Below are 23,997 nucleotides of genomic sequence, written 5' to 3'. Positions count from 1 at the left end.
CCATGGGATTCGATCAGCTCCTCGGTGGCCTGGCTACCGTATTTACGCCCGAACACCTCCTCTTCGCGCTGCTCGGTTGTGTCCTGGGCATGCTGGTGGGTGTGCTCCCCGGCTTCGGCCCGGCTGCCGCCGTGTCACTCCTTATCCCGGTAACCTTCGGCCTGGATGCCACCTCCGCCATCATCATGCTGGCCGCCATCCTCTACGGCGCAGCGTACGGCGGAACCACGACGGCGGTCCTGCTCAGGATTCCCGGTGAGGCATCCTCCATCGCCACCACGCTCGACGGCTACCAGATGGCCAAAAGGGGACGCGGCGGCCCGGCGCTGGTGATCGCGGCGCTCGCCTCGTTCGTGGGCGGCCTGATCGGCGTCATCGGCTTCGTGGTGGTGGCACCCTTCAGCAGGCTCGCCCTGGAATTCGGTGCCCCCGAACTGTTCCTGGTGTCCCTCCTCGGTTTCGCCCTGATCACCAGCTTCGCCGGCAACAACCCGGCCAAGGCCCTGCTCAGCGCGGCAGCCGGCCTGGCGATCGCCACCGTGGGAGTGGATTCCGGCGTCGGCATTGCCCGCTTCACCTTCGACATGCCGGAACTGTTCGACGGCCTCGGACTAGTAGCGATCGTGATGGGCGTCTTTGGCCTCAGCGAAGTCCTGGGCCAGGCCCAGAAGGGCCCATTGGGGGTCCCTTCTCCGCTCAAGGTCGCCAGGCTCCTGCCCACCCGCACGGACCTGCAGCGCTCAGCCTTTCCGTCGCTGCGCGGATCAGTGATCGGCTTCTTCATGGGCCTCCTGCCGGGCTCCCCCGGCGCGGCAACGTCGCTGGCCTCCTACGCCGCCGAAAAGCGGATCTCCAAGCGCAGCAAGGAATTCGGCAAGGGCGCAGTGGAAGGCATCGCCGGACCGGAGGCGGCGAACAATGCCCTGGCCGTCTCGTCCATGATCCCGTTGTTCACCCTGGGCATCCCCACCTCCGCCACCGTGGCCATCATGGCCGGCGCGTTCACCATGAACGGCCTCATCCCCGGACCCCTGCTGTTCCGTGACAACCCCGACGTTGCGTGGGCCATCATCGCCAGCCTGATCGTAGGCAACCTGATCCTGCTGGTCCTGAACGTCCCGCTGGCCCGGGTCTGGATCGCTGTGCTGAAGGTTCCGTTCCATTACCTCATGGCCGCCATCCTGGCGTTTATGTTCCTGGGCACCTACTCCATCAACGGCAGCGCGTTCGACATCCTGATCATGCTGGGCGCCGGCATCCTCGGCTACATTTTCCAGCTGGTCAAAGTACCGCTCACCCCGCTGGTCCTGGGACTCATCCTGGGCCCTCTGCTGGAAGAGAATTTTCAGCGGTCCCTGGCGCTCTCCCGCGGCGACTACAACGTATTCCTGCAAGGCCCCATCAGCCTCACGTTGATCGGCGTGATTGTCCTGGCCATCCTGTTCGGCGCAGTCCGCCCCCTCATTGCTTCAATGCTGAAGAAAAAGACCCCCACCCCCATCGCACCAAAGGAGCTTGCGAAATGAAAAAAATGACCGCACTGACCACCACCGCCCTCGCTGCATCAGTTGCCCTGGCCCTCACAGGCTGCGGCGGCCAGGCCGGCAGCAGCACCACCACTGCCGCCGCGGACTTCCCCAAGGCAGGCTCCACTATCGAGTGGATCGTCCCCTCCGCAGCCGGCGCCGGCAACGACATCCTGGCCCGCATCGTTGCACCGGCCATGCAGGAGGACCTGGGCGCCACCATCAAAGTGGTCAACAAGGAAGGCGGCAGCCAGGTGGTAGGCCTGAACTACGTCGCCCAGTCCAAGGCGGACGGCCTGACTTTCGGAAACACCAACATCCCGTCCATCCTGGGCCGCTACCTGGATCCCAGCAAGAAGGCAGCCTTCGACCGCAGCAGCTTCACCCCGATCGGCTCCTTCGCCACCAACTCGGTCGTGATCGGCGTGAACAAGGACAGCAAGTACAAGACCCTCAAGGAACTGTTCGACGCCGTCAAGGCGGAGCCCGGGAAGGTCACCGTGGGCACCGATTCACGTGCCGGTGACGACCACATCAACCTGCGCCTCCTGGAAGACCAGCTGGGCCTGGACTTCAACATCGTGCATTACAACAGCGGTGCGGACAAGGTGGCAGCCATTGTCTCGGGCGAGGTGGACTTCGCGCTGGGCGGCGTGTCCAGCTTCTTCGGGCAGTACAAGTCCGGCGACATCAAGCTCCTGACCGTGATCGAGGACAACCCAAGCCCCTTCGTCCCGGAAGTCCCCACTATGAAGAGCGCCGGCTACGACGTCAAGCCAATGGCCAGCAACTTCGCCCTGTCAGTCCCGTCCAAGACGCCCAAGGAAGTTGTGGCGAAGCTCGAGGCCTCACTGAAGACCGCGGCCGAGACTCCCGCCGTGCAGGAAAAGCTCAAGGGTGCGGCCACGCAGCCTACGTGGGTTCCGGCGGCCGAGGTCAGCAAGATGTGGGAAGAACGCGAAACCCTGATCAAGCCGGTCATCGACGAACTCCTCAAGCAGCAGTAGCCATGGACACGTCCAGAAAGGCCGGCGACACTATGCAGGCACAAGACCCTACTCTCTCCACCGCTGAGCTCGTGCGCCGCCTGGGAGCCATTCCGGCAGCCAACATCGGCGACGCCCAGGAACGCATCGGCGTAGCATCGGCCCTGTCACCCAGTTGGCCTGGCGCCAAGCTCGCCGGGCCCGCATATACGGTGTGGACCCGCCCTGGAGACAACCTTTACATCCACAAGGCCCTCGACGAAGCGCAGCCGGGCGACGTGATCGTGGTCAACGGCGGCGGGGACCAGTCCCGTGCCCTGATCGGGGACATGATCGGGCTTCGCGCCAAGAACCTGGGGCTGGCGGGCTTTGTGATCGACGGCGCCGTCCGGGATGCCGATGCCCTCGCGGACTGCGGCCTGCCGGTCTTCGCCCGCTCGGTCACCCCGGCAGGACCCTACAAGTTCGGCCCCGGCCGGCTGCAGCTCCCGGTGGCGATCGACGGCGTCGTGGTTGCCCCAGGCGACATCATCGTGGCAGATGCTGACGGCGTAGTTGTGGTACGTCGCGAGGAAGCGGAGCAGGTCCTGGCGGAGGCAGGGAAAATCGAGGCACGCGAAGCCGCCAAGCGCATCGCTTTCGAGGGCGCCTCCGTCTGACCCGCACTGCCCTCACTTGCCAGAAGGCTGTGGGAACACTGGTAGATCGGTGTTCCCACAGCCTTCCGGCGCAAACTCGGCGCCATAGCTACACCCGGTCGTAGACGAGCCCGTTCCCGGCGACGCGCACGCCAGAGGTCCGCTGGTGATGAGCCAGTCTCCCGCCGGGCATCAGGTGCCGGACGTCCACAAGGGCCTGGACTCCTGCACCGGCCAACAGTTCCCCGAATTCGTCCTGGCTTGCGGTTCCGTGGCCCACCGTCAGCAACCGCGGCACGCCGCCCGCCACGCCCGTGTCCTCCATGGGCCCAGCCTTTCACAGGCTCAGCACATACTCGGCAAATCGAAGCGCTAGCTTGGCTGCCTGGACATGATGGATTTGACCGGCGCTGTCTGGATTCCGGTTAACGGCGCATAATTGAATGCACAGGCGGCGATGCCAACGGAGGACACCATGAAGTTTCTCGGAGCACTGATCATTATCTGGCTGATCATCGGAGGAATCGCCGCCTGGCAGCGAGGTTACTTCGGCGGAGCTCCGGGGTCCTGCGCCCAGGTTGGGACGGTGGCCGTGACCATCGTGGCGGGACCCCTGAACTACATGGGGGTCAACCCGCAGGTTGCGTGCGAGCTGCCCCAGCCATCCCAGTAACCCGGTCCTTGGTGCCGCGTCGGGCGTTCCCTAGAGTAGGGAATGCTTGGCGCGGCCTTTTGGTTGCGCCCTGAACCTGATTCCGAAGCCTCGAAAGGACTGCCAAGATGGCATTCGTCACCGTTGGAACCGAGAACAGCACCAATATCGATCTCTACTACGAAGACCACGGGAGCGGCCAGCCTGTTGTCCTGATCCATGGCTACCCGCTGGACGGTTCCTCCTGGGAAAAGCAGACGGCCGCCCTCCTGGAGGCAGGCTACCGCGTCATCACCTACGACCGCCGCGGTTTCGGCAAGTCCAGCAAGCCCACCGGAGGCTACGACTACGGCACGTTCGCCGCCGACCTCAATACCCTCCTGAACACGCTGGACCTCAACAACGCGGTGCTGGTGGGCTTTTCCATGGGTACCGGCGAAGTTGCCCGCTACCTCAGCACCTATGGTTCGGCGCGCGTGGCCAGGGCCGCGTTCCTGGGTTCCCTGGAACCGTTCCTCCTGAAGACGGACGACAACCCCGACGGCGTTCCGCAGGAGGTCTTCGACGGACTCACGGAAGCAGTCACGGCGGACCGCTACGCGTTCTTCACGGAATTCTTCAAGAACTTCTACAACACCGATACATTCCTGGGGACGCCGCGACTCAGCCAGGGAGCCCTGACCGCCAGCTGGAACCTTGCCGCCGGAGCAGGAGCCACCGCATCGGTGGCTGCCCAGCCCACCTGGCTCACCGATTTCCGTGCCGACATCCCGCGCATCGATGTTCCTGCCCTGATTGTCCACGGCACGGCGGACAACATCCTGCCGATTGACTCCACCGGGCGCCTCTTTGCCAAGGCCCTGCCCAGCGCCGACTACGTAGAGATCGACGGCGCCCCGCACGGCCTGCTATGGACCCACGCTGCGGAAGTCAACGAAGCCCTGCTCGGCTTCCTTAAGAAGTAAAGGCCGGTTGTAAACAGCACAGCGGAGGGGCCAGGCATCACGCCTGGCCCCTCCGCTGTGCTGTACGGATACCGCCTGGGTCAGGCCCTGGCAGCCTTGCCCGGCAGGGCCAGCTTGAAGACCTTGGCCCAGGACGATCCCACCTGCTTCAGCAGCGGCCCCGTGGTGTACTTCAGGCCGTAGCGCTGGCAGATCTCGCGGACCCGCGGAGCAACCTCGGCGTACCGGTTCGACGGCAGGTCCGGGAAGAGGTGATGCTCGATCTGGTGCGACAGGTTGCCGGTCATGAGGTGCATGAACTTTGAACCGGAGATGTTGGCGGAGCCGATCATCTGGCGGACGTACCAGTCGCCGCGGGTTTCGCCTTCCACCATTTCCTCGGTGAAGGTGTCGGTGCCCTCGGGGAAGTGACCGCAGAAGATGACAGCGTGCGCCCAGACGTTGCGAACGGCGTTGGCGGCCAAGGTGCCGTAGAGGGCTTGCTTGCCGGAGCCGGTGAGCATGGCGACGGCGGGGGTAGCAGCATAGTCCTTGGTGAACTGGGTGATGACCTTGCGGCCCAGGGCCTTGAGGTCCTTGTTCAACGCCTCCTTGGACTTCTTGCCTTCCTTGTACTCGGTCAGCTCGAGGTCATAGATGGCAATGCCCCACTCGAAGATGGGCGCCAGGATGGCATTGAACAGCGGGTTGGCCAGGTTGATGGGCTTCCACGGCTGGTTCTCGTCCATGCGCAGGAGGTTGTACCCGACGTCGTTGTCCTTGCCCACCACGTTGGTCCAGCGGTGGTGCAGGTCGTTGTGGGTGTGCTGCCAGGAGCGCGAGGGCGTGACGAAGTCCCATTCCCAGGTGGTGGAGTGGATGTCCGGGTCCCGCATCCAGTCCCACTGGCCGTGCAGGATGTTGTGGCCCAGTTCCATGTTTTCCAGGATCTTGGCGAGGCTCAGGAGCGTAGTGCCCGTAACCCAGGCCGCCTTATTCTTGCTGACCAGCAGTGCCGCGCGGCCCGAGATCTCCAGCCCGCGCTGGATCTTGATCATGCGCCGGATATAGGCGGCGTCTGAGGCGCCGCGCTTGGCCAGGATCTCGTCGCGGATCGCATCGAGTTCACGGCCCAGCTCCGCCACCTGTTCGTCGGACAGGTGGGCTGCGGCGGGCGGACGGACCAACGGGCTGCCGGATTCCGCCAGCGCGCCGGGGCGCGTCTTTGCCGCTCCAGTGGGGGCGGTTTTGGTTTCTGAAACTACTGACATGCGGTATTGCTCCTCAGAGTTCGAGGTTGACGGGTCCGGCGGCTGCCGAGACACACGTTTGGATCAGTTGGCCGGGTTCACCATGGACTTCGTTCGTGCGGAGGTCGCGGACCTGACCGGCAAGGAGCGGGGTCAGGCAGCTGTGGCAGATACCCATGCGGCAGCCGCTGGGCATCAGCACCCCGGCGTCCTCGCCCACATCGAGCAGGGGGGTGTCGCCGTCGGCGTCCACTTCCCGGTCCGACGCTTCAAAGGTGACCAGGCCACCGTCGTGTCCCAGACCGCCGGCGAAGGTGGTGTTGAACCGTTCAATCATGAGGTTGCCGGGATCGCCGGCAATCGCGACGGCGGTGCCCGGGGCCCCGGCGGTGAGTGCAGCCTGCTTCCAGAGCGCCTCGGCATCGTCCAGGAAGCTGTCCGGACCGCAGGCGTAGGCCGCGCGTTCCTTCCAGTCCGGGCAGAGGTCGTCAAGCTCGGCGGTGGTGGTGAAGTCCAGGCGGCCCTGCTGGCCGGTGAACCAGTGCGCCAGCCGGAAGTTGGGGAACTGGTCTGCCAGCTCGTCGAGTTCCTCGCGGAAGAGGCTGTCCGAGGGGGTGCGGGCCGAGTGGATGAGTACGACGTCGGCATCCCGGCGACGCGGCACCAGCGTACGGATCATGGACATCACCGGGGTGATGCCGCTCCCTGCGGTGACCATCAGCAGCGGGCGCGGGTGCTCCGGCAGAACGAAGTCGCCCTGCGGCGGGGCCAGGAACAGGACGTCGCCGGGCCGGGTGGTGCGTACCAGTGTCCCGGAAACAGCTCCGACGTCGGTGACCGTGATGGCAGGGTCCTTGCCCGCGGGGGCACTGAGGGAATAGGAGCGCCAGTGGCGCACGCCATCCAGCTCAACACCGATGCGGGCCCACTGGCCTGCCAGGTGTGAATGCCAGCCGCGGCCTGGCCGGAAGAAGATCGTTGCCGACTGGGCCGTCTCCTGCACCACGCGTGTAACCACACCGCGGAGCTGCCTCGCGGAGAAGACAGGGTTGAACAGCGCCAGAATATCTTCGGGCGCCAAGGGCGTGGTTAAAACAGAGGCCGCCTGGGCCAGCTGACGTAGCCGGATCATGCGGTCAAGCCTAAAGCGGCGCGAGCCATTTTTCTCTCTCCCGTCACATGACCGTTTCCCGCAGTCACGCTTCTGATGATGGACGCTAAGCCCCCAAGCCGCTACAAGAATAACGGCTGCTGTCGTTGGATGGTTCCATGGGGATTTTAGTAAGGTTACTGATTATTAGCCAATAGGGCTGCCGCGCCAGGGTCCGGGGTCGACGGAGAGGGCCCGCATTCTCAGCGGGCGTCGCGTTCCTGGAATTCCTCATCGAGGTCGAAGTGCCTGAATTCGGTCTCCGGGTTGGGCTCACCCTCGACCACGTACTCGTAGTCCAGCTGGCGCTGGACCTGGCTGTCCAGGACCTGCAGGTCCTGGTCCGGCACCACCGAGAGATCTTCGGGGAAGTCGTCGTCCGGCGACAGGTGGAGTTTGTCAGACATGGGAGCCTCTCTGGGCTGTCAGGATGTCCGGGCTGCAGTGGCCCGCACACTCTCAGGATATTCCCTCCCGGTCAGATCACACAGCCGAATCTGCGCCGGATCAGGAACGGGCCGCGCTCCATCCGATCGCGGGGGCAATATGACGGGCGATATTGCCCAGCATCTTGGCGTTGAAGTCGACGCCGAGCTGGTTGGGGACCGTCACCAGAAGCGTATCTGCGGCCTGGACAGCGGCGTCGGCGGCCAACTGTTGGGCAAGCAGATCTGGGGCACCGGCGTAGGTCTTCCCAAACCTTGCTGTCAGGCCGTCGATGACACCTACTTGGTCCCTGCTGTCGCGAAGGGCGCTGCCCGCAAAATACCTGTTGTCCTCTTCATCAACGATCGGCAGGATACTGCGGCTGACCGAAACGCGCGGCTGATGGCTGTGCCCGGCGGCAGCCCAGGCGTCGCGGAAGAGCTGGATCTGCTCCGCCTGCAGCTGGTCGAAGGGGACGCCGGTGTCTTCGGTCAGCAAAGTGGAGCTCATCAGGTTCATCCCCAGTCCTGCGGCCCAGACCGCCGTCTTCCGGCTACCGGCTCCCCACCAGATGCGTTCCGCAAGGCCGGGCGATTGTGGCTGGACGGGCAGCAGTCCCCGCGTTCCGCCGGCATAACGTGGGTCCGCCTCCGCCACCCCGGCGCCGCTGATGGCCTGGCGAAAGAGCTCAGTGTGACGGCGGGCCATGTCCGCGTCCGTTTCCCCTGGTTCCGGGACGTGACCGAACGCTGCGGCCCCGTTGCGGGCCGGCTCGGGTGAACCGCGGCTGATGCCCAGCTGCAGCCGGCCGCCGCTGATCAGGTCCGTCGCGGCGGCTTCCTCGGCCATGTAGAGCGGGTTCTCGTAGCGCATGTCGATCACGCCGGTGCCCAGCTCTAACCGGCTGGTCCGGGCCGCGATGGCCGCCAGGAGCGGGAAGGGGGACGCCTGTTGACGCGCGAAGTGGTGTACCCGGAAGAAGGCGCCGTCGATTCCGAGTTCCTCTGCCGCTACCGCCAGCTCGATGCCCTGGAGCAGGGCATCCCCTGCGCTCCTGGTGCGGGAACCCTGGCCGGGGCCCCAATGGCCGAAGGAGAGGAATCCGATGCGCTGCATGTAGGGGGCAACCACCCGGCACGCGCCCGCATTCCCGGCTGGCATGATGGGGCTGTGAATGTTCCAGCTGAAACCGTCTCGATTGCGAAGACAGTAGTGCTGTTCGCCCTGGCGGCGGCCGCTGAGATCGGCGGCGCGTGGATGGTGTGGCAATCCGTCCGGGAGGGCAAGGACTGGTGGTGGGCCGGGGCGGGCGTCATTGCCCTGGGCCTTTACGGTTTTGTGGCCACGCTGCAGCCCGATGCCCATTTCGGCCGCATCCTTGCCGCTTACGGCGGTGTCTTTGTAGCTGGCTCCCTTGCCTGGGGAATGATCTTTGACGGTTTCCGGCCTGACCGCTGGGACATTGCCGGCTCCGTCATCTGCCTGCTCGGCGTGGCAGTGATCATGTTTGCCCCGAGGAACGCGGGCTGAGCACCCCTGGCCTCAGGTGACGGACATGCCCCAGGCAGCCGGATCCGGCGGATCAGCCCCGGCCAAAGGCTAAACTGTCCCCGTGTCCACCAAACAGCCACCGCCCGGCGATCCCGCGCCTCCGCAGCGGGGGAAAATCGCCGAACGGCTGCTGCCAGGCGGCACGGAGCCGGATCCCCGCTTCACGCTGGCCAACGAGCGCACGTTCCTGGCCTGGATCAGGACCTCCCTGGCGCTCCTGGCCGGGGGAATCGCCATCGAGGCCTTCACCTCGGACCTGTTCCTCGAACCGGTCCGCAAGGGCCTTGCAATCCTGCTGCTCCTTCTCGGCATGCTGCTGAGCGCCGGTGCCGCGGTGCGCTGGATCAGGGTGGAACGGAGCATGCGCAACAAGACCCCGCTCCCCCTGCCGCTCATCGTGCCGCTGCTGGCCGGCGCTGGGGCGCTGGCCGCCGCCGTCGTCCTCATCTTTATCCTCTGGCGCTGACCCGTGGCCCGCACCAGGGCGGCACCGCCCGGACATGATGATCCGGGCCTCCAGCCTGAGCGGACCACGCTGGCATGGGGCCGGACCATGATGGCGCTGGTGACTGTGAGCGCTATTTTCCTGCGCTGGCTCCCGCACCACGGGCTCCCCATCCTGCTGCTTTTTGCTGTCTCGGCCGGCGCTGCCGGTGCCATCTACTTCACGCAGCGCCGCCGCTACCGCACCAGCACGCGCGGGATTAGGCAGGAAACCGTCGACGCCGACACATCCGCTGTGCTGTGGACCGCGGCCTCCGCAGTTGCGCTGGGCGGCCTGGGCATCCTGGTGGTACTCGTCACCTAGTCCGCCCCCCGGCGCCGGTTCAGAACATGGGGAGGATGAACCCCGCCAAAAACGCCACTGTGCCGACACCGGTAAGGATCCGCCCCACCACTACGGCAGTCTTCCCGGCCGCTTCCGGTGCGGCGGTCTGCCACTGGGTGGGACGTTTGGGGTGGTAGTAGATGGGAAGGGTGTCGCCCACTGCCATGTCCTTGATGTCGTGCGGGGACATGGGCGCATGATGGATCCGGTACTTGTGGTCAAACCACCGAAAGCCCGTCCCGCTCGCATCTGAATAGACCACGCCCTCGGCGACCACCCACGGGTTCACGAATCGCCGCAGGAACCCGGCATAGACCAGCAGCATCAGCCCGGCAGGCAGGCATAACCAGGTCAGCATTTCCAGGATGGGACCTGCCATTTCGAGCGCAGTTGGCATAGTCAAGATGCTACAGGGAACGGGTTAACGGAATCAGCCGATTGGTTCGGCCATCTGCTCCACCACGTACTGGGCGTCCACGGTGGATCCTGTGACTGGGTCCGTCATTTCCACCCTCCAGCTGCGGGCGAATTGGTTCACCCCGCTGGTCATGGCGACCGTGCCCGAAATGAGTACCGTTCCCGGTTCGTTCAGGCCGCGTTCGGCGAGCACTTCCAGCCAGTAATCAGGGGTCAGCAGGGCTCCCAGGGAACTGTCCTGTATCAGGGTGTCCGGGGTGTCGCCCTCCCCCACCCAGCCCTTCAGCGTGATCTGGTCCAGATGGCCGCGCACTTCCTCCAGGCGCCATGCCTTACGGCCCAGGACATCCGGGCTGGCGTTCTTGCTCCAGGCAACGCCGTGGACCTCGAGTTCGCGGTCGGTGTGGTCGCAGGCAACCGTCAGCAGCACGCCGTCGTCGGTGATGACCAGCGCCCATTCGGCTTCCCCTGACGTCCGGGCATGCTGGACCCGGACTTCCGTGACCTGCTGGGCCAAGTAGGGGGACACTGGGTAGAGGGCCGGAGTTGTTGCAGGTCCCGGCACGCCAAGTTCTGCCAGTTCGGCAATATGGGCCTGCACTTCTTCCTGCTCGCGCCCTGCGTAGCCTGCGTTGAGGAGGTGATTGACCTGTACATCCCGCGTGCTGCCGTCGGGAAGTTCGAAGCTGAGAACCGTCATGGTGGATCCATCCTTTGCGTGTGTTGCGGGGAAAATTTACAAACCGGAAACCGGAAACAGTCGCCTATGTACATCCAGTATGCGTAATGTATACATTTAACGCCAGCGTGACAGGCGTCACCCTCAAATTACTCGTGGAGGACAAACACCATGGCTAGAGTCCCAGTTCCGGTTTCCGGCGCAGCGCCGCATCAGGACAAGCCGATTCATCCCAAGGGCCTGTACAAGGCCTTCGCCGCCAGCCTCACCGGCACCGCACTCGAGTGGTACGACTTCGCCGTCTACTCCGCCGCGGCCGCCGTCGTATTCCCCATCGTTTTCTTCCCGTCCTCGGATCCGCTGACGGGCACCATCCTGGCCTTCTCCACTTATGCGGTGGGCTACGTTTCCCGCCCTGTGGGCGGCATCATCTTCGGCCGGCTCGGAGACCGGATCGGCCGCAAAAAGGTCCTCGTGACCACCCTGATGATCATCGGTGTGGCCACCGTCCTCATTGGCGTCCTGCCCGGATACGGCAGCATCGGCATCACCGCCCCCATCATCCTGGTGCTGCTGCGGTTCGCCCAGGGCGTTGGCGTGGGCGGCGAATGGGGCGGCGCAGTGCTGCTCTCCAGCGAATACGGTGACCCGCACCGCCGTGGTTTCTGGGCCTCAGCCGCGCAGGTCGGCCCACCGGCCGGCAACCTGCTGGCCAACGGCGCCCTGGCGATCCTGACCCTGGCCCTGACCGAGGAGCAGTTCCTCAGCTTCGGCTGGCGGATCGCGTTCCTGGTCTCCGCCGTACTGGTGGGATTCGGCCTCTGGATCCGGCTCAAGCTGGAGGACACCCCCATCTTCAAGGCCATCGAGGCGCACGGCGAACAGCCCAACGCCCCGGTCCGCGAAGTCTTCAGCAAAGAGCTCCGCCCGCTGATCGCCGCCATCCTGTGCCGGGTCGGCCCGGACGTCCTCTACGCGCTCTTTACGGTGTTCACGCTGACGTACGGCATCCAGACCCTCGGCTACGAGCGCAACCAGGTGCTCACCGCAGTCCTGATCGGTTCGGCGTTCCAGCTGTTCATGATCCCCCTGGCCGGCGCCGTGTCCGACCGCTTCAACCGCCGCGTGGTTTACGGCACCGCCGCGGTCCTGGGCGCCCTTTGGACGTTCGTCTTCTTCGGGGTCCTCGGCGGCGACAACGAGCCGGTGCTGATCATTGGCATCGTGCTGGGGCTTATGGCGCACTCCTTTATGTACGGGCCGCAGGCCGCGTTCATCGTGGAGCAGTTCTCGCCGCGGCTCCGCTCCACCGGAAGCTCACTGGCCTACACCTTTGCAGGCGTGATCGGCGGCGCCATTGCCCCGCTGATGTTCACGGTGCTGCTGTCCCAGTTCGGCACCTGGATTCCCGTGGCGATTTACGTTGCCGTTGCAGGCGCCGTCACCTTGGTGGGACTGGCCCTGGGCCGGGATTCGAACACCGTGGAGGACGAGGACTACCGGCTCCTGCTGGAAGGCACCGGGGCCGCACCGCAGCCGTCCGGAATCCGCGAAACCGAGTGAGAACCCGGAGTTTTTGTCCACGGAAGTCGCCCAAAACGCGCCGTGGAAGTCATGTGGACAAGAACTCCTTCAGTTGCGGAGCAGGATGTCCCGCGTGACAGCCAGGTGATGGTCAATGGCTTGCTGGGCCTTCGCGGAATCGCCGGACACCAGGGCATCGAGGATGTCCTGGTGTTCGGCGCATACCTGCTCCCGCCGGCCACCGGTGCGGAACAGCGCGGACACGCCCACCAGGATCTGGCGGACATGCAGCTTGCTGTAAGTCCGGGAGATCAGTTCGTTGCCGGCAGCATCGATCAACTGCTGGTGGAAGAGGGTGTCCAGCCGGATGAACTCTCGCGCAGCCTCAGGATTCAGTTCATCAGGAAGGGCTGCCTGCTGGTCGAGGGTGTCCTGCATGGTCCGGGCGGGTACCACGCCCTGGTCGATCACCAGCCGGGCGGAATGGCTTTCCAGGACACCACGCAGTTCCATGAGTTCGGACATCTCACGGCCGGTCACCGGCGGAACGTAGGCGCCGCGCTGCGGGATCAGTTCCACCAGGCCGTCGGAGACGAGCAGCAGGAGGGCCTCACGCACAGGGGTCCGCGAAACGCCGATTTCGGCGGCAAGCTCCTGTTCGTTCAGGAACCGGCCCTGCATGTCCGGATCGGTCAGGATGTTTTCGCGCAGGTACGCGTACGCTTTTTCCCGGCCAGAGGCCGCCGTTCCCGACATTTTTCGCATACATTATGTATACAACAGAATGGAGTAATTTCATGCGTTTAGCAGTGGCCCAAATCATCACCGGAGCCGATCTGGCCGCCAACCTGGAACTGATCCGAGAATACGCCACCCGCGCAAAAGCAGCCGGGGCGGAACTCGTGGTGTTCCCGGAAGCCGCCATGCGCGCCTTCGGCCACCGGCTGACGGATATCGCTGAAACGGTCGACGGCGCCTGGGCCGGCAGTGTGCGCAGCCTCGCCAAGGAGTTGGACATCACGGTAGTGGCGGGCATGTTCACTCCAGGGCGGGACGGGCGCGTCCGCAACACCCTGCTGGTTACTGGACCTCATGTGGAAACCTCCTACGACAAGATCCACCTCTTTGACGCATTCGGTTTCGCCGAGTCAGACACCGTGGAGGCCGGAACCGGTCCCGTGACCTTTGAGGTGGACGGCACCACCTTCGGCCTCGCCACCTGCTACGACGTCCGCTTCCCCGCCCTGTTCACCGCCAACGCCAAGGCCGGCGCCCAGGTCAACATCGTCTGCGCCTCGTGGGGCGCCGGCGAGGGCAAGGCGGAGCAGTGGGACCTTCTGGTCCGGGCCCGGGCCCTGGACAGCACCACCTTTGTGGTGGCCTGCGGCCAGGGTGATCCGGCCAGCGTCGGCATCACCACCGCCGGCAATGCACCCACGGGCATCGGGCACAGTGCCGTCATCTCTCCCTTGGGTTCAGCCCTGGTGGCGCTTGGCGGCGAACCGGAACTCGCGATCGTCGACATTGACCCGTCCGTCGTTGCCGAGGTCCGCGGAAAACTGCCCGTCCTGGAGAACGCCCGGTCCTTCTAGGGCGTGCGGGAGATGGCCGCGTTCACGGAAGCACAAATCCCCTGAGTGCGGCCATCCACGGCCCGAAACAGTCCAGGTGGGCGTCATGGGAGGCCCCGGGGAGGTCAACGCGCGTCGCATTCCTGCCTCGCCGGACAAACCCGGCCTTGCCCGCTTCGTCAAACATGCCGGCTTCCCCGTAGGCCACCAGGGTGGGCACAGCCACGCTTTCCCACTCCCCCCAGCGCGGGACGGCCACCGCACTGATGGCCGCCACCATGACATCGGCGTCGAACCGCGGCCAAAAGCCGCCGTCGCGCTCCTCCAGATCCGCCGCCCAGGCAAGTGCGAGCGGTGCATCGCCAAGGAAGGCCTGGGCCGCGGCCCGGCTGGGGAACGGCACGGGCCAGGACCGGAAATAATCCCCCATCGCCGCGCGGTCCTCCGCCCCTCCCCCGCCGGCGTCCGCCTCCAGCAGCACCAGCCTGGATACCAAGTCCGGCCTCGCTGCGGCCACGAGCATGGCCGTATGGCCACCCATCGACTGCCCCACCAAGGCTGCCGGCGGGCCCACCGCCTCAAGCACACGCACGACGTCGGACACGTAAGCAGCGCGCGAGACATCCCTTGGGTGGCGGGTGCTGGCGCCGTGGCCGCGCTGGTCCACCAGCACTGTGCGGCATTCGGGGAGCGCTGCCGCCGTCGGCAAGAATTCGCGGGCGCTGCTGGCGAGGCCGTGGAGGATCACTACGTTGGGCCCGCTGCCGCCTGTGTCATAGCAACGCAGTTCCACTCCCTGCCCGGCGGTAACAGTAAATCCTTGGATTGACGTGGGCATCCCATCACCGTACGTGAATCCCACCGCGGGCCCGGTGAGCTGCCGTTCATTTTCACGAAACCTTCTGGCCTTTAGCGTCCGTCGGCGGCTTCTCACCCTCCGTGCACCCAATTTCGCGCCGCTGGTGGCATCCAGCATGCTGATCCGGGGTTCTCCGGACAGCTCAACAGGCTTCGTTAACATTTCGGAAACATATCGGTCATGCGATCTTCACGTAGGCGACGTTTGCGTAACCTGCCTGCAACTTAGCGAAGCAGAAACGGAAACACACGGCGGCAAATATTGACCAGGGGGAATGCGAGGGCCGAACTGGAGAGTCCCGTATTGCAGGCTCAACGCGAAGGGACCCGCAGGTGGAAATCACTGCGCAACACGTCTGGCTGATGATTTCAGCGGCAATGGTACTGTTCATGACCCCTGGGCTAGGCCTCTTCTACGGGGGCATGACCCGCGCCAAGGCGGCCCTCAACATGATCCTGATGAGCTTCATCTCCGCGGGAATCGTCGGTGTGGTCTGGGTGCTCTGGGGCTACTCGATGACCACCGGCGAAGGCATCCTGGGCCTCTTCGGCAATCCGTTTGCCAACTTCGGCCTGCAGAACCTCATGGGCTCGCCCGAGCTCATCAAGGCCGGCTACAGCGCCACTTTCGCCATCATCACCGTGGCCCTGATCAGCGGCGCCATCGCGGACCGTGCCCGGTTCAGCGCCTGGGCAGTCTTCGTTCCTGTGTGGATCACGCTCGTCTACTGCCCGCTCGCCTACATGATCTGGGGCGGCGGACTCCTCAGTGCCGGCGGCGCCCTGACGTCGATCTTCGGCCAAGTCATCGACTTCGCCGGCGGCGCAGTAGTAGAAATCAGCTCCGGCACTGCTGCCCTGGTCCTTGCCCTGATCGTGGGCCAGCGGCACGGCTTCGCCAAGGATCCCAACCACCGACCGCACAACGTCCCCTTCATCATGCTTGGTGCCGCCATCCTGTGGTTCGGTTGGTTCGGCTTCAACGGCGGCGCGGCGACGACGGCGGAACAGGCCGGCCTCATCTGGGTCAACACCCTGGTGACCCCCGCCGCAGCCATGCTCAGCTGGCTGGTCGTCGAAAAGGTACGGCACGGCCACCCGACGTCCCTCGGCGCTGCCTCCGGCGTGGTGGCAGGCCTGGTGGCAATCACCCCGTCCTGCGCCAACATCAGCCCGGTGGCCGCCATCGGCCTGGGCCTGGTGGCCGGCGCAGCCTGCTGCTGGTTTGTGGACCTGAAGTACCGCTTCGGCCTGGACGATTCCCTCGACGTTGTGGGTGTCCACCTCGGCGCGGGCCTTATCGGGACGTTGGCCCTGGGATTCATCGCCCTTCCCGTGGACGGCGTGGGTGGTGGACTGTTGTACGGCGGAGGCGTGCAGCAGCTGATCGCCCAGACCGCCGCAGTGGTGGTCACCCTGGTCCTCTCCGGCGGTATGACGCTGGTGATTGGGCGCGCGATCAACAAGACCATCGGTTTCCGGGTCAGCCACGAGGCCGAGACCGTGGGCGTGGACCTCGCCGAGCACGCCGAGAGCGCCTACTCCTTCGGGGAACTGGGCAGCCGTTTCAACCCGTCCGGCCACCTCGCTGCCGCGCAGCCGGCAGCCCAGGAGTCCGCCTCCCAGCGCGCCAAGGAAGACAGCTTCGCCTGACACTGCGACCCCATTCTGTTGCGCCTTTGTTGCGCCACAAAGGATCGGTTTCTATGTGATAACGGCTCTGGAGGATGCGAAGACGGGCGGCGTATGCTGATGTCACGTCGCTAGCCTGAGAGCTGAAAAAATGGCGAAGAAGAAACGCGGACACGGTCTGGTCGCGACCCTCGGAAGGGTCATCGGGTTCTTCACCGCGAGCGCATTATGCGGCGTTCTTGTTGCGAGCCTGGTGGTTCCGGCGGTGGCAGCCGCAGGCTTCGGGGTCAGCAGTTCCATCAGTTTCTTCGACCGCCTGCCTGAGGAACTTGTGGTCGCGCCGCCGTCGCAATCCACCAAGGTCCTGGCCTCCGATGGCCAGCTCATTGCAACGTTCTATGCCGAGAACCGGATCAAAGTCCCGCTGGACCAGATGTCGCCCTACATCCGTGACGCCGTCGTAGCCATCGAGGACAGCCGCTACTACGAGCACGCCGGAATCGACCCCCAAGGGATCCTGCGCGCTGCGATCTCCAACATGACCAGTGGCGGCAGGCAGGGTGCGTCCACTATCACCCAGCAGTACGTCACCAATGTGATCAACGAGGCCTACCTGTCCCAGGACAAGACGGACGAGGTGATTCTCAGCGGCCAAAAGAGCATGGCTGACAAGCTCCGGGAGATGAAGCTTGCCGTCGCGTTGGAGAAGAAGTTCAGCAAGGAGCAGATCCTCGAGGGTTACCTCAACATCGTGTTCTTCAACCGGGATGCGTATGGCATCGAGGCCGCTTCGCAGTACTTCTTCAGCACCTCGGCGAAGGACCTCACACTGCCGCAGGCCGCGCTCCTGGCCGGACTGGTGAACAGCCCTAGCTTTTATAACCCCGCGGTCAACCCGGACAAATCGATCGTGCGGCGCAACCAGGTGCTTTCCGAGATGCTTGCCACGGAAAAAATCACCCAGGCCGAGCATGACGCCGCTGTTGCAACGCCCATCGAACTGAAGCTGAACCCCGGCAGGCAGGGCTGCGCCAACGCCACGATGGCGCCGTACTTCTGCGACTACATTTCCCACCTCATCCTCAACAACCCGGCGTACGGGGCAAGCCTGATAGAACGCGAACGGAGGCTCTACCGGGGTGGCCTGACCATCAAGACCACGCTGGATCCAAGGCTGCAGGCTGCGGCGCAGGCACAGGTGGACAGCACGGCGGGTGCAAATCCCGACAGGTGGGGGGCGGCGCTGGTGACGATCCAGCCTGGTACCGGCAACATCCTCGCGATGGCCCAGAACACTGTGTTCCTGCCGGAGGAAGGGAAATTCGACACGCAGCTGAATTTCAACGTGGACGCCCGCGATCCGCAGGGCAATGACCTCAATGGTGCCGGCGGCTTCCAACCGGGATCCACCATGAAACCGTTCACCTTCGCTGAGTGGCTCAATGAAGGCAAGTCCATGACGGCCGAAGTGGACGCTTCCAGGCGGGTATATCCGTTGGGATTCCCCTGGCGGTCCAGCTGCGGCAGGGTCCTGGGCGCGTACAGCACGGCCCAGAACAATCCCGAGCTGGGCGCCGCAGACGACCTGCAGAACGCGGACGAGGGCTACTACCGCCGCATGCCCGTGAACTACGGCCTCTACAACTCCATCAACACCGCCACGTTCGCCTCCGCCGCCCAGCTTGATTTCTGCGGCATCCAGAAAATGGTGGACGCTGTGGGGCTGCACAGCGGCCTGGACGGCGCGCAGATCAACATGCACCAGCTGGGCAACCTGCTGGGGGCCATCGGCGTGGCCCCGCTGCACCTGGCGAATGCCTTTGCGACCTTCGCCAATGACGGCCGCTACTGCGTCCCCATCGCAGTGGTGGACGTGACGGACGTAAACGGCGGCAAGCTTCCCGCCCAGGCCAGCGAATGCCGCAACGCGGTCAAACCCGAAGTGGCACGTGGTGTCAACGCAGTTCTCCAGGACGTCCTGAAAGTGGGCTCCGGCGTGTGGATCAATCCCAAGATCCACACTGTGGTGCCCACCGCGGCAAAGACCGGAACCTCGAACAACAACGGCGCCACCTGGATTGTTGGCTACACGTCAGGCCTGGCCACCGCGTCCTTCTTCGGTGATGCTTTGGAGGGCCAGAAGCGGCCCGGCCAGAACGTCACCATCAACGGCGTGTTCTACCCCCGCTTGGACGGCTATATGATCGCCGGCCCGCAGTGGGTCAACTACATGCTGCAAGTGGTGAAGCTCTACCCTGCAAATCCGTTCCCGCCGCCGCCTGCTTCGATGTCGTCCCCTTCACCCGCTCCCTCAGCAAAGCCCTAGGAGTCCGGCCTGGTCGCAAGCGAGGGTGCGAAAATGATCCGATGCCAACCATTGAGACCAACCGGCTGATCTTGCGACCGTGGGAGCCGGAGGACGCTGACTTCGCCTTCGACCTGTACTCCCGCTGGGAAGTGCAGCGGTTCATCGGCAATCCTCCCCGCGTGATGGCCGGGCGGGCCGAGGCAGAGGGGCGGATCCGGGACTGGCGGCAAATGGACAACCCTGTGCACGCGGTCTGGGTTGTGCAGCTCAAGGGGTCCGGCCAGCTGGTGGGAAACCTGCTCCTGAAATCCATCCCCGCGTCCGGGCCTTCCCTGCCGCTGCAGCCGTCCGGCGATACGGAAATCGGCTGGCACTTCCATCCCGACCATTGGGGCCACGGTTTCGCGACCGAGGCAGCGGCCGCTGCCCTGAACTTCGCCTTTGCCAGCGGACTCAGGCGGGTGGTGGCGGTGACGGCGCCGGCCAATGCTGCCTCCCAGAAAGTCTGCATCAGGATCGGTATGCGGCATCTGGGGCAGACCCCCCGGTACTACAACTCGCTCTGCGAGCTTTTCGAGGCGACTGCCCCGCAGCCGTAGCCGCCGTCGTCGTGTATTTCAACAGATACTGTCGGGTGTTTCAGCAGATGCTTCAGTCAGCGAGGATGAGGTAAAGCGCCCGCCGGGTTTCATCGAGCTTTTCGATGGCGGCAGTGCGTTGCTCCTCGGTGGCGCCGCGGAACTGGTGGATGACCCCCATGAGTTTTCCGATGCTCTCGTGAAAAGCGGGTCCCGTGGCGTCTCCGGCGGCGTTCCAGGCGTTGTCCAGTTCCTCACTGTTCTCTGCCACATACTCCCGGCCTGCGTCGGTAAGCGCGAATTCGGTACGCCGGCCTTCGCCAACAGGGCTGATGAGTTCCTCGTCAACCAACTGCTGAAGGGTGGGATAGACCGAGCCCGGACTGGGGCGCCACGCGCCGGAGGTCTTTTCGGCGATCGTCTTGATCAGCCCGTACCCGTTCGACGGCGCCTCCGCCAGGAGGGACAGGATGGCTGATCTGACATCACCCCTGTTGGCCCGCCTGGGACCGCCCGGTCCAAACCCCGGCCCAAAGCCCGGGCCGAAACCTCGGGGCCCGAAACCGCGCGGCCCGAAGCCACCGCCGCCGTGGCCATGCGGTCCGCGGCGGCCGTGCCCGCGTCCGAAGCGTCCGCGGTGCGGCTCATTCTCTGCATATTTGTTGTCTTCGTACATGCCTTTCATAGCGGCATTGTCCTTCCGGTTGTGGAGATTCCAGTCGCCCACCACACCGGCGAGCGATACTTAACGATATATCGCTGAGTATCGCTTGGCAATAGCCGACGACGGCGGCAAGGTGCCGCCGTCGTTATCCCGCTAACCGGTGCCGTTCCACAGCCGCTGCCACCACGTGCGCCTGGCTTCCGGCTGCGGCTCAGGGCTGGCGGCCTTGGCGCGGGCGGTGCGGCGCTGGTGCCAGCGCGACACTTCGACGTCGATGTCCCGGGTCTTGGTGACGACGGGCGGGCCGCCCTGCAGCTGCCGCCGGGCGTCGACGACACGGGCGTTGAAGTCCTTCAGGATGTCCCGGACCTGCTTTTCGGTGAACTGGGCATCCAGGCGGGCATCCAGTTCGGCGTCCTCGGTGCGCAGCAGGATGGCCTTGGGCCCCAGGCCACTGATGTTCTCGCGCTGGATCAGGCCCTTGACCCACCAGTCTGGATCGTAGGCCTCGCCCATGCCGGGAATCGGCTTGCCCGAGTACTTGAGGTTGTCGAACTTGCCTTGGGCCATGGCGTCGCGGATGAGGTACTCCACCCGTTTGGCGTCGTCAACCTTGCGTCGTTTTTGCCGCTCGTCTTCCTCAGCGGCCTCCAGTTGTGCCTCTTCCTCGGCGCTAATGCCCGCGCCCCGGTAGGAACGCAGCTCCGCACCGCGTTCCAGCCGCCGCCTGAAGGCGTTGTCAGCTTCACCCATGTCCCGTCACCGCCCCTGAACTGCGCCGCTCCTGACTTCCAGTATTCAAGTGTCCGCATTCGGTTTCAACGGGCTAATTCATCACCATCGAGACCTGATGGAGCTTTTTGTTGCCGTTCGTGACCGCGCATCGCACCCGCTGACGCCTGGTTTCACCCCGTGACAGCCTTGGCCCGACCAGCTGGGCTCGCGCCTATGGCTGCTCCTACAGTGGCTGTCAAAGGAACGCTGGCATGCGATTCGCGTCCCGCGAAAGAGCGTGAGTTGGGTCCAGACCGGTTGGACCACCCCTGGCAGCAGGGCTGCGCGGGCAGATGGACGCGGAACATGGGCTATTGGGAGGTCAAACGCGTTTCGTCTCCCCCGATTTCCGGCGGAAGGCCCTGGCTCAGCAGTCGCTGAAGAAGGTCGAGGAAAGCGCCCGGGGCCGGGGCGTGCAAGAACTGGTCCTGCAGTGCTCAAGCTGTGGGCTGCCGAATCCAGGACGACGCCAGCTCGGCATCATGCTCGGTCTCGGTCAGTGCGTAGTGGAAGACCCGGCTGTCGGGGTTTTCCAGCCGGCCGCGTGGCTCCACCCTGAACCATTCATGGCCGGCGACGGCCTGCGCCCAGGCGTCGGCTTCCTCCCAGTACACATCCCCGGACCGGCGGTCGGGATGCACGTGCATCGCCACCGAGATCATGAACGTGGCGTCCTCGTTGGTAGGACGGAGCGCGAAGCACACCACGTCCACGCTGACGCCGTGGTTCACGCAAGAGGGCTTGCGGGCCATTGCTGTGGCGGCGCTGTCCACCGCACCCTCGTGGATGTCCTGCCTGGCGAGTGCGTACATCTGCCGGCGAAGCAGGGACAGTTCGTCTCCGCAGCTCACTTGGATCCTGCGGGTGAGTGCCTTGATCACAACGGCCACCTCGCGGCAGGAAGCAGGCTGACCCCGTCTAGGTTGCCGTGCATCTGGCGGCCGGATCCTTCGAGGCTGAGCACCCAGACAATTTCGGAGTCGGGCGTTTTGGCGTCAACCCGGCCGAAGTAGGGCATGCCCGCCGGAGGTGTGACCCTGACGGTCGACCCCACCCCGATCGCGGACCAGTCCTGGACGGCGTGGTCCTGAACGGCGTCATAGTGGAGGCCAGCACCCGGCCCGTCGGCAGGATCCCGCTGGAGCGGGCGCCGGCCCCGCCTGCGGGAGCCTGACTTGACCGGCGTCATGCAACGCTCTCCAGCAACTTGGCCCGGGACGGCACGCCCTCGAAGTAGCCGCCCTTGAAGAAGAGCAGCGGCTCTGCGCCATCCCTGGCACCGAGTGCGCACACCGCGCCCACCACGATGGTGTGGTCACCGCCGTCGTATTCATCATGCAGTTCGCAATCCACCCATGCGAGGGCCTGATCCAGCACCGGACTGCCCAGCGGCGAGGCGGTGTAGTCGACGCCGGCAAACCTGTCGGTTCCGGACCGGGCGAACTGGGCGGCGAGGTGCTGGTGCCCGGCGGGCAGGATGTTCACCGTGAACCGTCCGGCTTTCCGGAGTTGCGGCCAGGTGCCGGAACTGCGGGCGGGGCTGAAAGTAACCAACGCCGGATCCAGGGAGAGGGAGGAGAAGGACTGGCAAGTGAAGCCGGCCGGGCCGTTGTCCGTCACCGCGGTGATCACCGTCAAACCGGAGGCAAAGTGGCCCAGGACGTGACGCAGGCGCTGGGGGCTGAGATCAAAATGTTCCGTCATGTTCTTTTCCTTTCAAGGCCGATAATCCAAACCAACCACCCGTCCACGACCCTTTCAACCACAGGTGAAACGCACCGACGCGCAGAGAAACCTGGCTTCACGGCCCGAAGCATGGGGTAACGAAAAAGCCTGGAAACACTGCCTTGACCAGTGCGTTCACCACCGTTGCGGATTCGGGCCCCATCGCGTCAGTCAGCGGTGGCCGGTTCATCGAGCGACGCCAAACGTCGTACACCGCAATCGTCCGCAGGATTGGTTAACAGAGCGGGACAATGCCGCGGCTGGTGCTTAAGCTACTGCTACGTGATGTGCCCGAGAGGCCAGGGAGCGGTCTGCAAAACCGCTGACGCGGGTTCGAATCCCGCCATCACGTCCACTCCGCAAGCCGCGCGGATCTCAGGTGGCTGCCGGCAGTCCAGCAAAGGGTCACAGACGCAGCGCGTCATCAGGGAGAGCATCGCCGGGCAGCCTGCCGTCAACTGGTGACGGATCTGGTTCGTGGCGCGCCAGTTCGTCCATGATGCGGGGTGGCCATTGGGGTGGTTCCCAGTCTTGGTGTTCGCTTTGGTAGTGGCGTCCGGTGGGTGAGGTCCAGCCGGGTGGTTTGTCGATGCTGGCTTCGGTGGGTGTCCAGGCGGTGGTGTGTTTCAGCCGGTGGTGTTTGGGGCAGGGCTGGCCGAGGTTGCTGATGCCGGTGGTGCCGCCGTCGGCCCAGGCCAGGAGGTGGTCTGCTTCGTTGTCCAGGGATTGGTTGTTGCAGCCGGGGAAGGGGCATTTGCCGTCCCGGAGCCGGAGCCATTGGCGCATCGCGGCGGGGATCCGGTAGCTTTGGCGGCCGATCTCCAGCGGCGCCCCGTTGCGGGGGTCGGTCAGGACGCGGTGGAACGAGCCGGCGCCGTCGGCGACCAGGTTGCGGGCCATCGACGCCGGGATCGGCCCGTACCCGTCGAGGGTGGCTGGTTCGTCGGTGAGGCCCATCAGCGCGAACACCGGCACGGTCACGAGGACCTGCGCCGCCGGTAACGGGACCCGGCCCGTCATGACATCACTGGCGGTGGCCGAGTCGGCGGCCGGAACGCCACCAGCCACGACATCACTGGAGCTGGGGGCAGTTCCGTCGCTGAAGCCGGTACTCGTTTTGGTGCCGTCGCTGGTGCTGCGGGCCCCGCCACTATTGACGCTCACACTGCTGGTGCCGGCGCTGTTGCCAGCTGCTGTGTCTGTGCGGGCCTCGGCGGGGCTGCCCGTGGGGAATCCACCGCTGAGGAGCAGTTGGGCGGCGATGTCGGCGCGGAGCTGGGTCATGGTGCGGGTCTCGGCCGGGCCCTGGAGGGTG

At 65.0% G+C, this 23,997-nt stretch carries 27 protein-coding genes, 1 tRNA gene and 1 pseudogene; 14 read left to right on the top strand and 15 right to left on the bottom strand.

The window, feature by feature from the left end; genetic code table 11:
* Positions 1-2: 2 nt before the first annotated feature.
* From V9L18_RS19630 to V9L18_RS19620, 3 genes are read left to right on the top strand one after another with little or no spacing between them, the layout of a single operon-like run.
* A complete protein-coding gene (locus V9L18_RS19630; protein ID WP_337348832.1) occupies positions 3-1,526 on the top strand; it encodes a tripartite tricarboxylate transporter permease in 1,524 nt (507 codons plus the stop codon).
* Positions 1,523-2,533: a Bug family tripartite tricarboxylate transporter substrate binding protein gene (locus V9L18_RS19625; protein ID WP_337348831.1), complete on the top strand. Its 1,011-nt coding sequence runs from the start codon at positions 1,523-1,525 to the stop codon at positions 2,531-2,533. Before V9L18_RS19630 ends, V9L18_RS19625 begins: the two co-directional genes overlap by 4 nt.
* Before the next feature lie 2 nt (positions 2,534-2,535).
* Positions 2,536-3,171, top strand: a complete 636-nt coding sequence (locus V9L18_RS19620; RefSeq protein ID WP_376048469.1) for a methyltransferase — start codon at positions 2,536-2,538, stop codon at positions 3,169-3,171.
* 88 nt (positions 3,172-3,259) lie between these two features.
* On the opposite strand, the gene V9L18_RS19615 is transcribed toward V9L18_RS19620, so the two are convergent.
* A complete protein-coding gene (locus V9L18_RS19615; protein ID WP_337348830.1) occupies positions 3,260-3,475 on the bottom strand; it encodes a hypothetical protein in 216 nt (71 codons plus the stop codon).
* A 150-nt stretch (positions 3,476-3,625) separates the two neighbouring features.
* On the opposite strand from V9L18_RS19615, the gene V9L18_RS19610 reads away from it, so the two are divergent.
* Both V9L18_RS19610 and V9L18_RS19605 read left to right on the top strand, forming a co-directional pair.
* Complete coding sequence (locus V9L18_RS19610) at positions 3,626-3,823, top strand: hypothetical protein (protein WP_337348829.1); 198 nt, start codon at positions 3,626-3,628, stop codon at positions 3,821-3,823.
* A gap of 107 nt (positions 3,824-3,930) precedes the next feature.
* Positions 3,931-4,767, top strand: a complete 837-nt coding sequence (locus tag V9L18_RS19605) for an alpha/beta fold hydrolase (protein WP_337348828.1) — start codon at positions 3,931-3,933, stop codon at positions 4,765-4,767.
* A gap of 80 nt (positions 4,768-4,847) precedes the next feature.
* Here the strand turns inward: V9L18_RS19605 and V9L18_RS19600 are convergent, their stop codons facing one another.
* The 4 genes from V9L18_RS19600 to V9L18_RS19585 all read right to left on the bottom strand — a co-directional run bounded on the left by V9L18_RS19600 (position 4,848) and on the right by V9L18_RS19585 (position 8,688).
* Positions 4,848-6,017 (bottom strand): fatty acid desaturase family protein, encoded by a 1,170-nt coding sequence (locus V9L18_RS19600; RefSeq protein WP_337348827.1) that lies wholly within the window; start codon positions 6,015-6,017, stop codon positions 4,848-4,850.
* Positions 6,018-6,030: 13 nt separating this feature from the next.
* Positions 6,031-7,128: a ferredoxin reductase gene (locus V9L18_RS19595; RefSeq protein WP_337348826.1), complete on the bottom strand. Its 1,098-nt coding sequence runs from the start codon at positions 7,126-7,128 to the stop codon at positions 6,031-6,033.
* A 221-nt stretch (positions 7,129-7,349) separates the two neighbouring features.
* Positions 7,350-7,553: a hypothetical protein gene (locus tag V9L18_RS19590; RefSeq protein ID WP_337348825.1), complete on the bottom strand. Its 204-nt coding sequence runs from the start codon at positions 7,551-7,553 to the stop codon at positions 7,350-7,352.
* A 100-nt stretch (positions 7,554-7,653) separates the two neighbouring features.
* Positions 7,654-8,688, bottom strand: coding sequence for an LLM class flavin-dependent oxidoreductase (locus V9L18_RS19585; protein ID WP_337348880.1), 1,035 nt, complete (start codon positions 8,686-8,688; stop codon positions 7,654-7,656).
* Between the two features lie 54 nt (positions 8,689-8,742).
* Here V9L18_RS19585 and V9L18_RS19580 point away from each other — a divergent pair, with 54 nt between their 5' ends.
* The 3 genes from V9L18_RS19580 to V9L18_RS19570 all read left to right on the top strand — a co-directional run bounded on the left by V9L18_RS19580 (position 8,743) and on the right by V9L18_RS19570 (position 9,931).
* Entirely contained in the window at positions 8,743-9,102 is a 360-nt protein-coding gene (locus V9L18_RS19580) for a YnfA family protein (protein WP_337348824.1), read from the top strand.
* A gap of 82 nt (positions 9,103-9,184) precedes the next feature.
* Positions 9,185-9,589 (top strand): YidH family protein, encoded by a 405-nt coding sequence (locus V9L18_RS19575; RefSeq protein ID WP_337348823.1) that lies wholly within the window; start codon positions 9,185-9,187, stop codon positions 9,587-9,589.
* Positions 9,590-9,592: 3 nt separating this feature from the next.
* Positions 9,593-9,931: a DUF202 domain-containing protein gene (locus V9L18_RS19570; RefSeq protein ID WP_337348822.1), complete on the top strand. Its 339-nt coding sequence runs from the start codon at positions 9,593-9,595 to the stop codon at positions 9,929-9,931.
* A 19-nt stretch (positions 9,932-9,950) separates the two neighbouring features.
* On the opposite strand, the gene V9L18_RS19565 is transcribed toward V9L18_RS19570, so the two are convergent.
* Positions 9,951-10,349: a DUF3592 domain-containing protein gene (locus tag V9L18_RS19565; protein WP_337348821.1), complete on the bottom strand. Its 399-nt coding sequence runs from the start codon at positions 10,347-10,349 to the stop codon at positions 9,951-9,953.
* Positions 10,350-10,382: 33 nt separating this feature from the next.
* Positions 10,383-11,069, bottom strand: coding sequence for a DUF2848 domain-containing protein (locus V9L18_RS19560; RefSeq protein WP_337348820.1), 687 nt, complete (start codon positions 11,067-11,069; stop codon positions 10,383-10,385).
* 150 nt (positions 11,070-11,219) lie between these two features.
* Between V9L18_RS19560 and V9L18_RS19555 the strand changes: the two genes are divergently transcribed.
* Positions 11,220-12,611 (top strand): MFS transporter, encoded by a 1,392-nt coding sequence (locus V9L18_RS19555; protein WP_337348819.1) that lies wholly within the window; start codon positions 11,220-11,222, stop codon positions 12,609-12,611.
* 69 nt (positions 12,612-12,680) lie between these two features.
* On the opposite strand, the gene V9L18_RS19550 is transcribed toward V9L18_RS19555, so the two are convergent.
* The gene (locus tag V9L18_RS19550; protein ID WP_337348818.1) at positions 12,681-13,337 is read right to left on the bottom strand and encodes a GntR family transcriptional regulator; all 657 of its coding nucleotides are present in this window, start codon (positions 13,335-13,337) and stop codon (positions 12,681-12,683) included.
* Positions 13,338-13,369: 32 nt separating this feature from the next.
* Here V9L18_RS19550 and V9L18_RS19545 point away from each other — a divergent pair, with 32 nt between their 5' ends.
* Positions 13,370-14,164 carry a carbon-nitrogen hydrolase family protein gene (locus tag V9L18_RS19545; protein WP_337348817.1) on the top strand — a complete coding sequence of 265 codons (795 nt, stop codon included), beginning with the start codon at positions 13,370-13,372 and terminating at the stop codon, positions 14,162-14,164.
* Positions 14,165-14,186: 22 nt separating this feature from the next.
* Here V9L18_RS19545 and V9L18_RS19540 read toward each other — a convergent pair whose 3' ends face one another.
* Positions 14,187-14,981, bottom strand: a complete 795-nt coding sequence (locus V9L18_RS19540; RefSeq protein ID WP_337348816.1) for an alpha/beta fold hydrolase — start codon at positions 14,979-14,981, stop codon at positions 14,187-14,189.
* 353 nt (positions 14,982-15,334) lie between these two features.
* Between V9L18_RS19540 and V9L18_RS19535 the strand changes: the two genes are divergently transcribed.
* The 3 genes from V9L18_RS19535 to V9L18_RS19525 all read left to right on the top strand — a co-directional run bounded on the left by V9L18_RS19535 (position 15,335) and on the right by V9L18_RS19525 (position 19,540).
* Entirely contained in the window at positions 15,335-16,654 is a 1,320-nt protein-coding gene (locus tag V9L18_RS19535) for an ammonium transporter (protein WP_337348815.1), read from the top strand.
* A gap of 130 nt (positions 16,655-16,784) precedes the next feature.
* Complete coding sequence (locus V9L18_RS19530) at positions 16,785-18,959, top strand: transglycosylase domain-containing protein (RefSeq protein WP_337348814.1); 2,175 nt, start codon at positions 16,785-16,787, stop codon at positions 18,957-18,959.
* Between the two features lie 41 nt (positions 18,960-19,000).
* Complete coding sequence (locus V9L18_RS19525) at positions 19,001-19,540, top strand: GNAT family N-acetyltransferase (protein WP_337348813.1); 540 nt, start codon at positions 19,001-19,003, stop codon at positions 19,538-19,540.
* Positions 19,541-19,592: 52 nt separating this feature from the next.
* On the opposite strand, the gene V9L18_RS19520 is transcribed toward V9L18_RS19525, so the two are convergent.
* The 5 genes from V9L18_RS19520 to V9L18_RS19500 all read right to left on the bottom strand — a co-directional run bounded on the left by V9L18_RS19520 (position 19,593) and on the right by V9L18_RS19500 (position 22,661).
* Positions 19,593-20,204: a PadR family transcriptional regulator gene (locus V9L18_RS19520; RefSeq protein WP_337348812.1), complete on the bottom strand. Its 612-nt coding sequence runs from the start codon at positions 20,202-20,204 to the stop codon at positions 19,593-19,595.
* A gap of 132 nt (positions 20,205-20,336) precedes the next feature.
* Positions 20,337-20,936: a J-domain-containing protein gene (locus V9L18_RS19515; RefSeq protein WP_337348811.1), complete on the bottom strand. Its 600-nt coding sequence runs from the start codon at positions 20,934-20,936 to the stop codon at positions 20,337-20,339.
* Positions 20,937-21,394: 458 nt separating this feature from the next.
* Positions 21,395-21,838, bottom strand: a complete 444-nt coding sequence (locus V9L18_RS19510) for a hypothetical protein (protein ID WP_337348810.1) — start codon at positions 21,836-21,838, stop codon at positions 21,395-21,397.
* Positions 21,835-22,146, bottom strand: a complete 312-nt coding sequence (locus V9L18_RS19505; protein WP_337348809.1) for a hypothetical protein — start codon at positions 22,144-22,146, stop codon at positions 21,835-21,837. Before V9L18_RS19505 ends, V9L18_RS19510 begins: the two co-directional genes overlap by 4 nt.
* Entirely contained in the window at positions 22,143-22,661 is a 519-nt protein-coding gene (locus V9L18_RS19500; RefSeq protein ID WP_337348808.1) for a flavin reductase family protein, read from the bottom strand. The genes V9L18_RS19505 and V9L18_RS19500 overlap by 4 nt, the downstream gene beginning before the upstream one ends.
* Before the next feature lie 302 nt (positions 22,662-22,963).
* On the opposite strand from V9L18_RS19500, the gene V9L18_RS19495 reads away from it, so the two are divergent.
* Positions 22,964-23,037, top strand: a tRNA-Cys gene (locus tag V9L18_RS19495).
* A 50-nt stretch (positions 23,038-23,087) separates the two neighbouring features.
* On the opposite strand, the pseudogene V9L18_RS19490 reads toward V9L18_RS19495, so the two are convergent.
* Positions 23,088-23,997: pseudogene (locus V9L18_RS19490) on the bottom strand (HNH endonuclease signature motif containing protein); the annotation flags it as partial.

The organism is Pseudarthrobacter sp. CCNWLW217 (genome assembly GCF_037203985.1).
Taxonomy (GTDB): domain Bacteria; phylum Actinomycetota; class Actinomycetes; order Actinomycetales; family Micrococcaceae; genus Arthrobacter.
The sequence above is the reverse complement of the archived record's forward strand: the minus strand, read 5'-3'. Positions and strand labels throughout refer to the sequence as shown.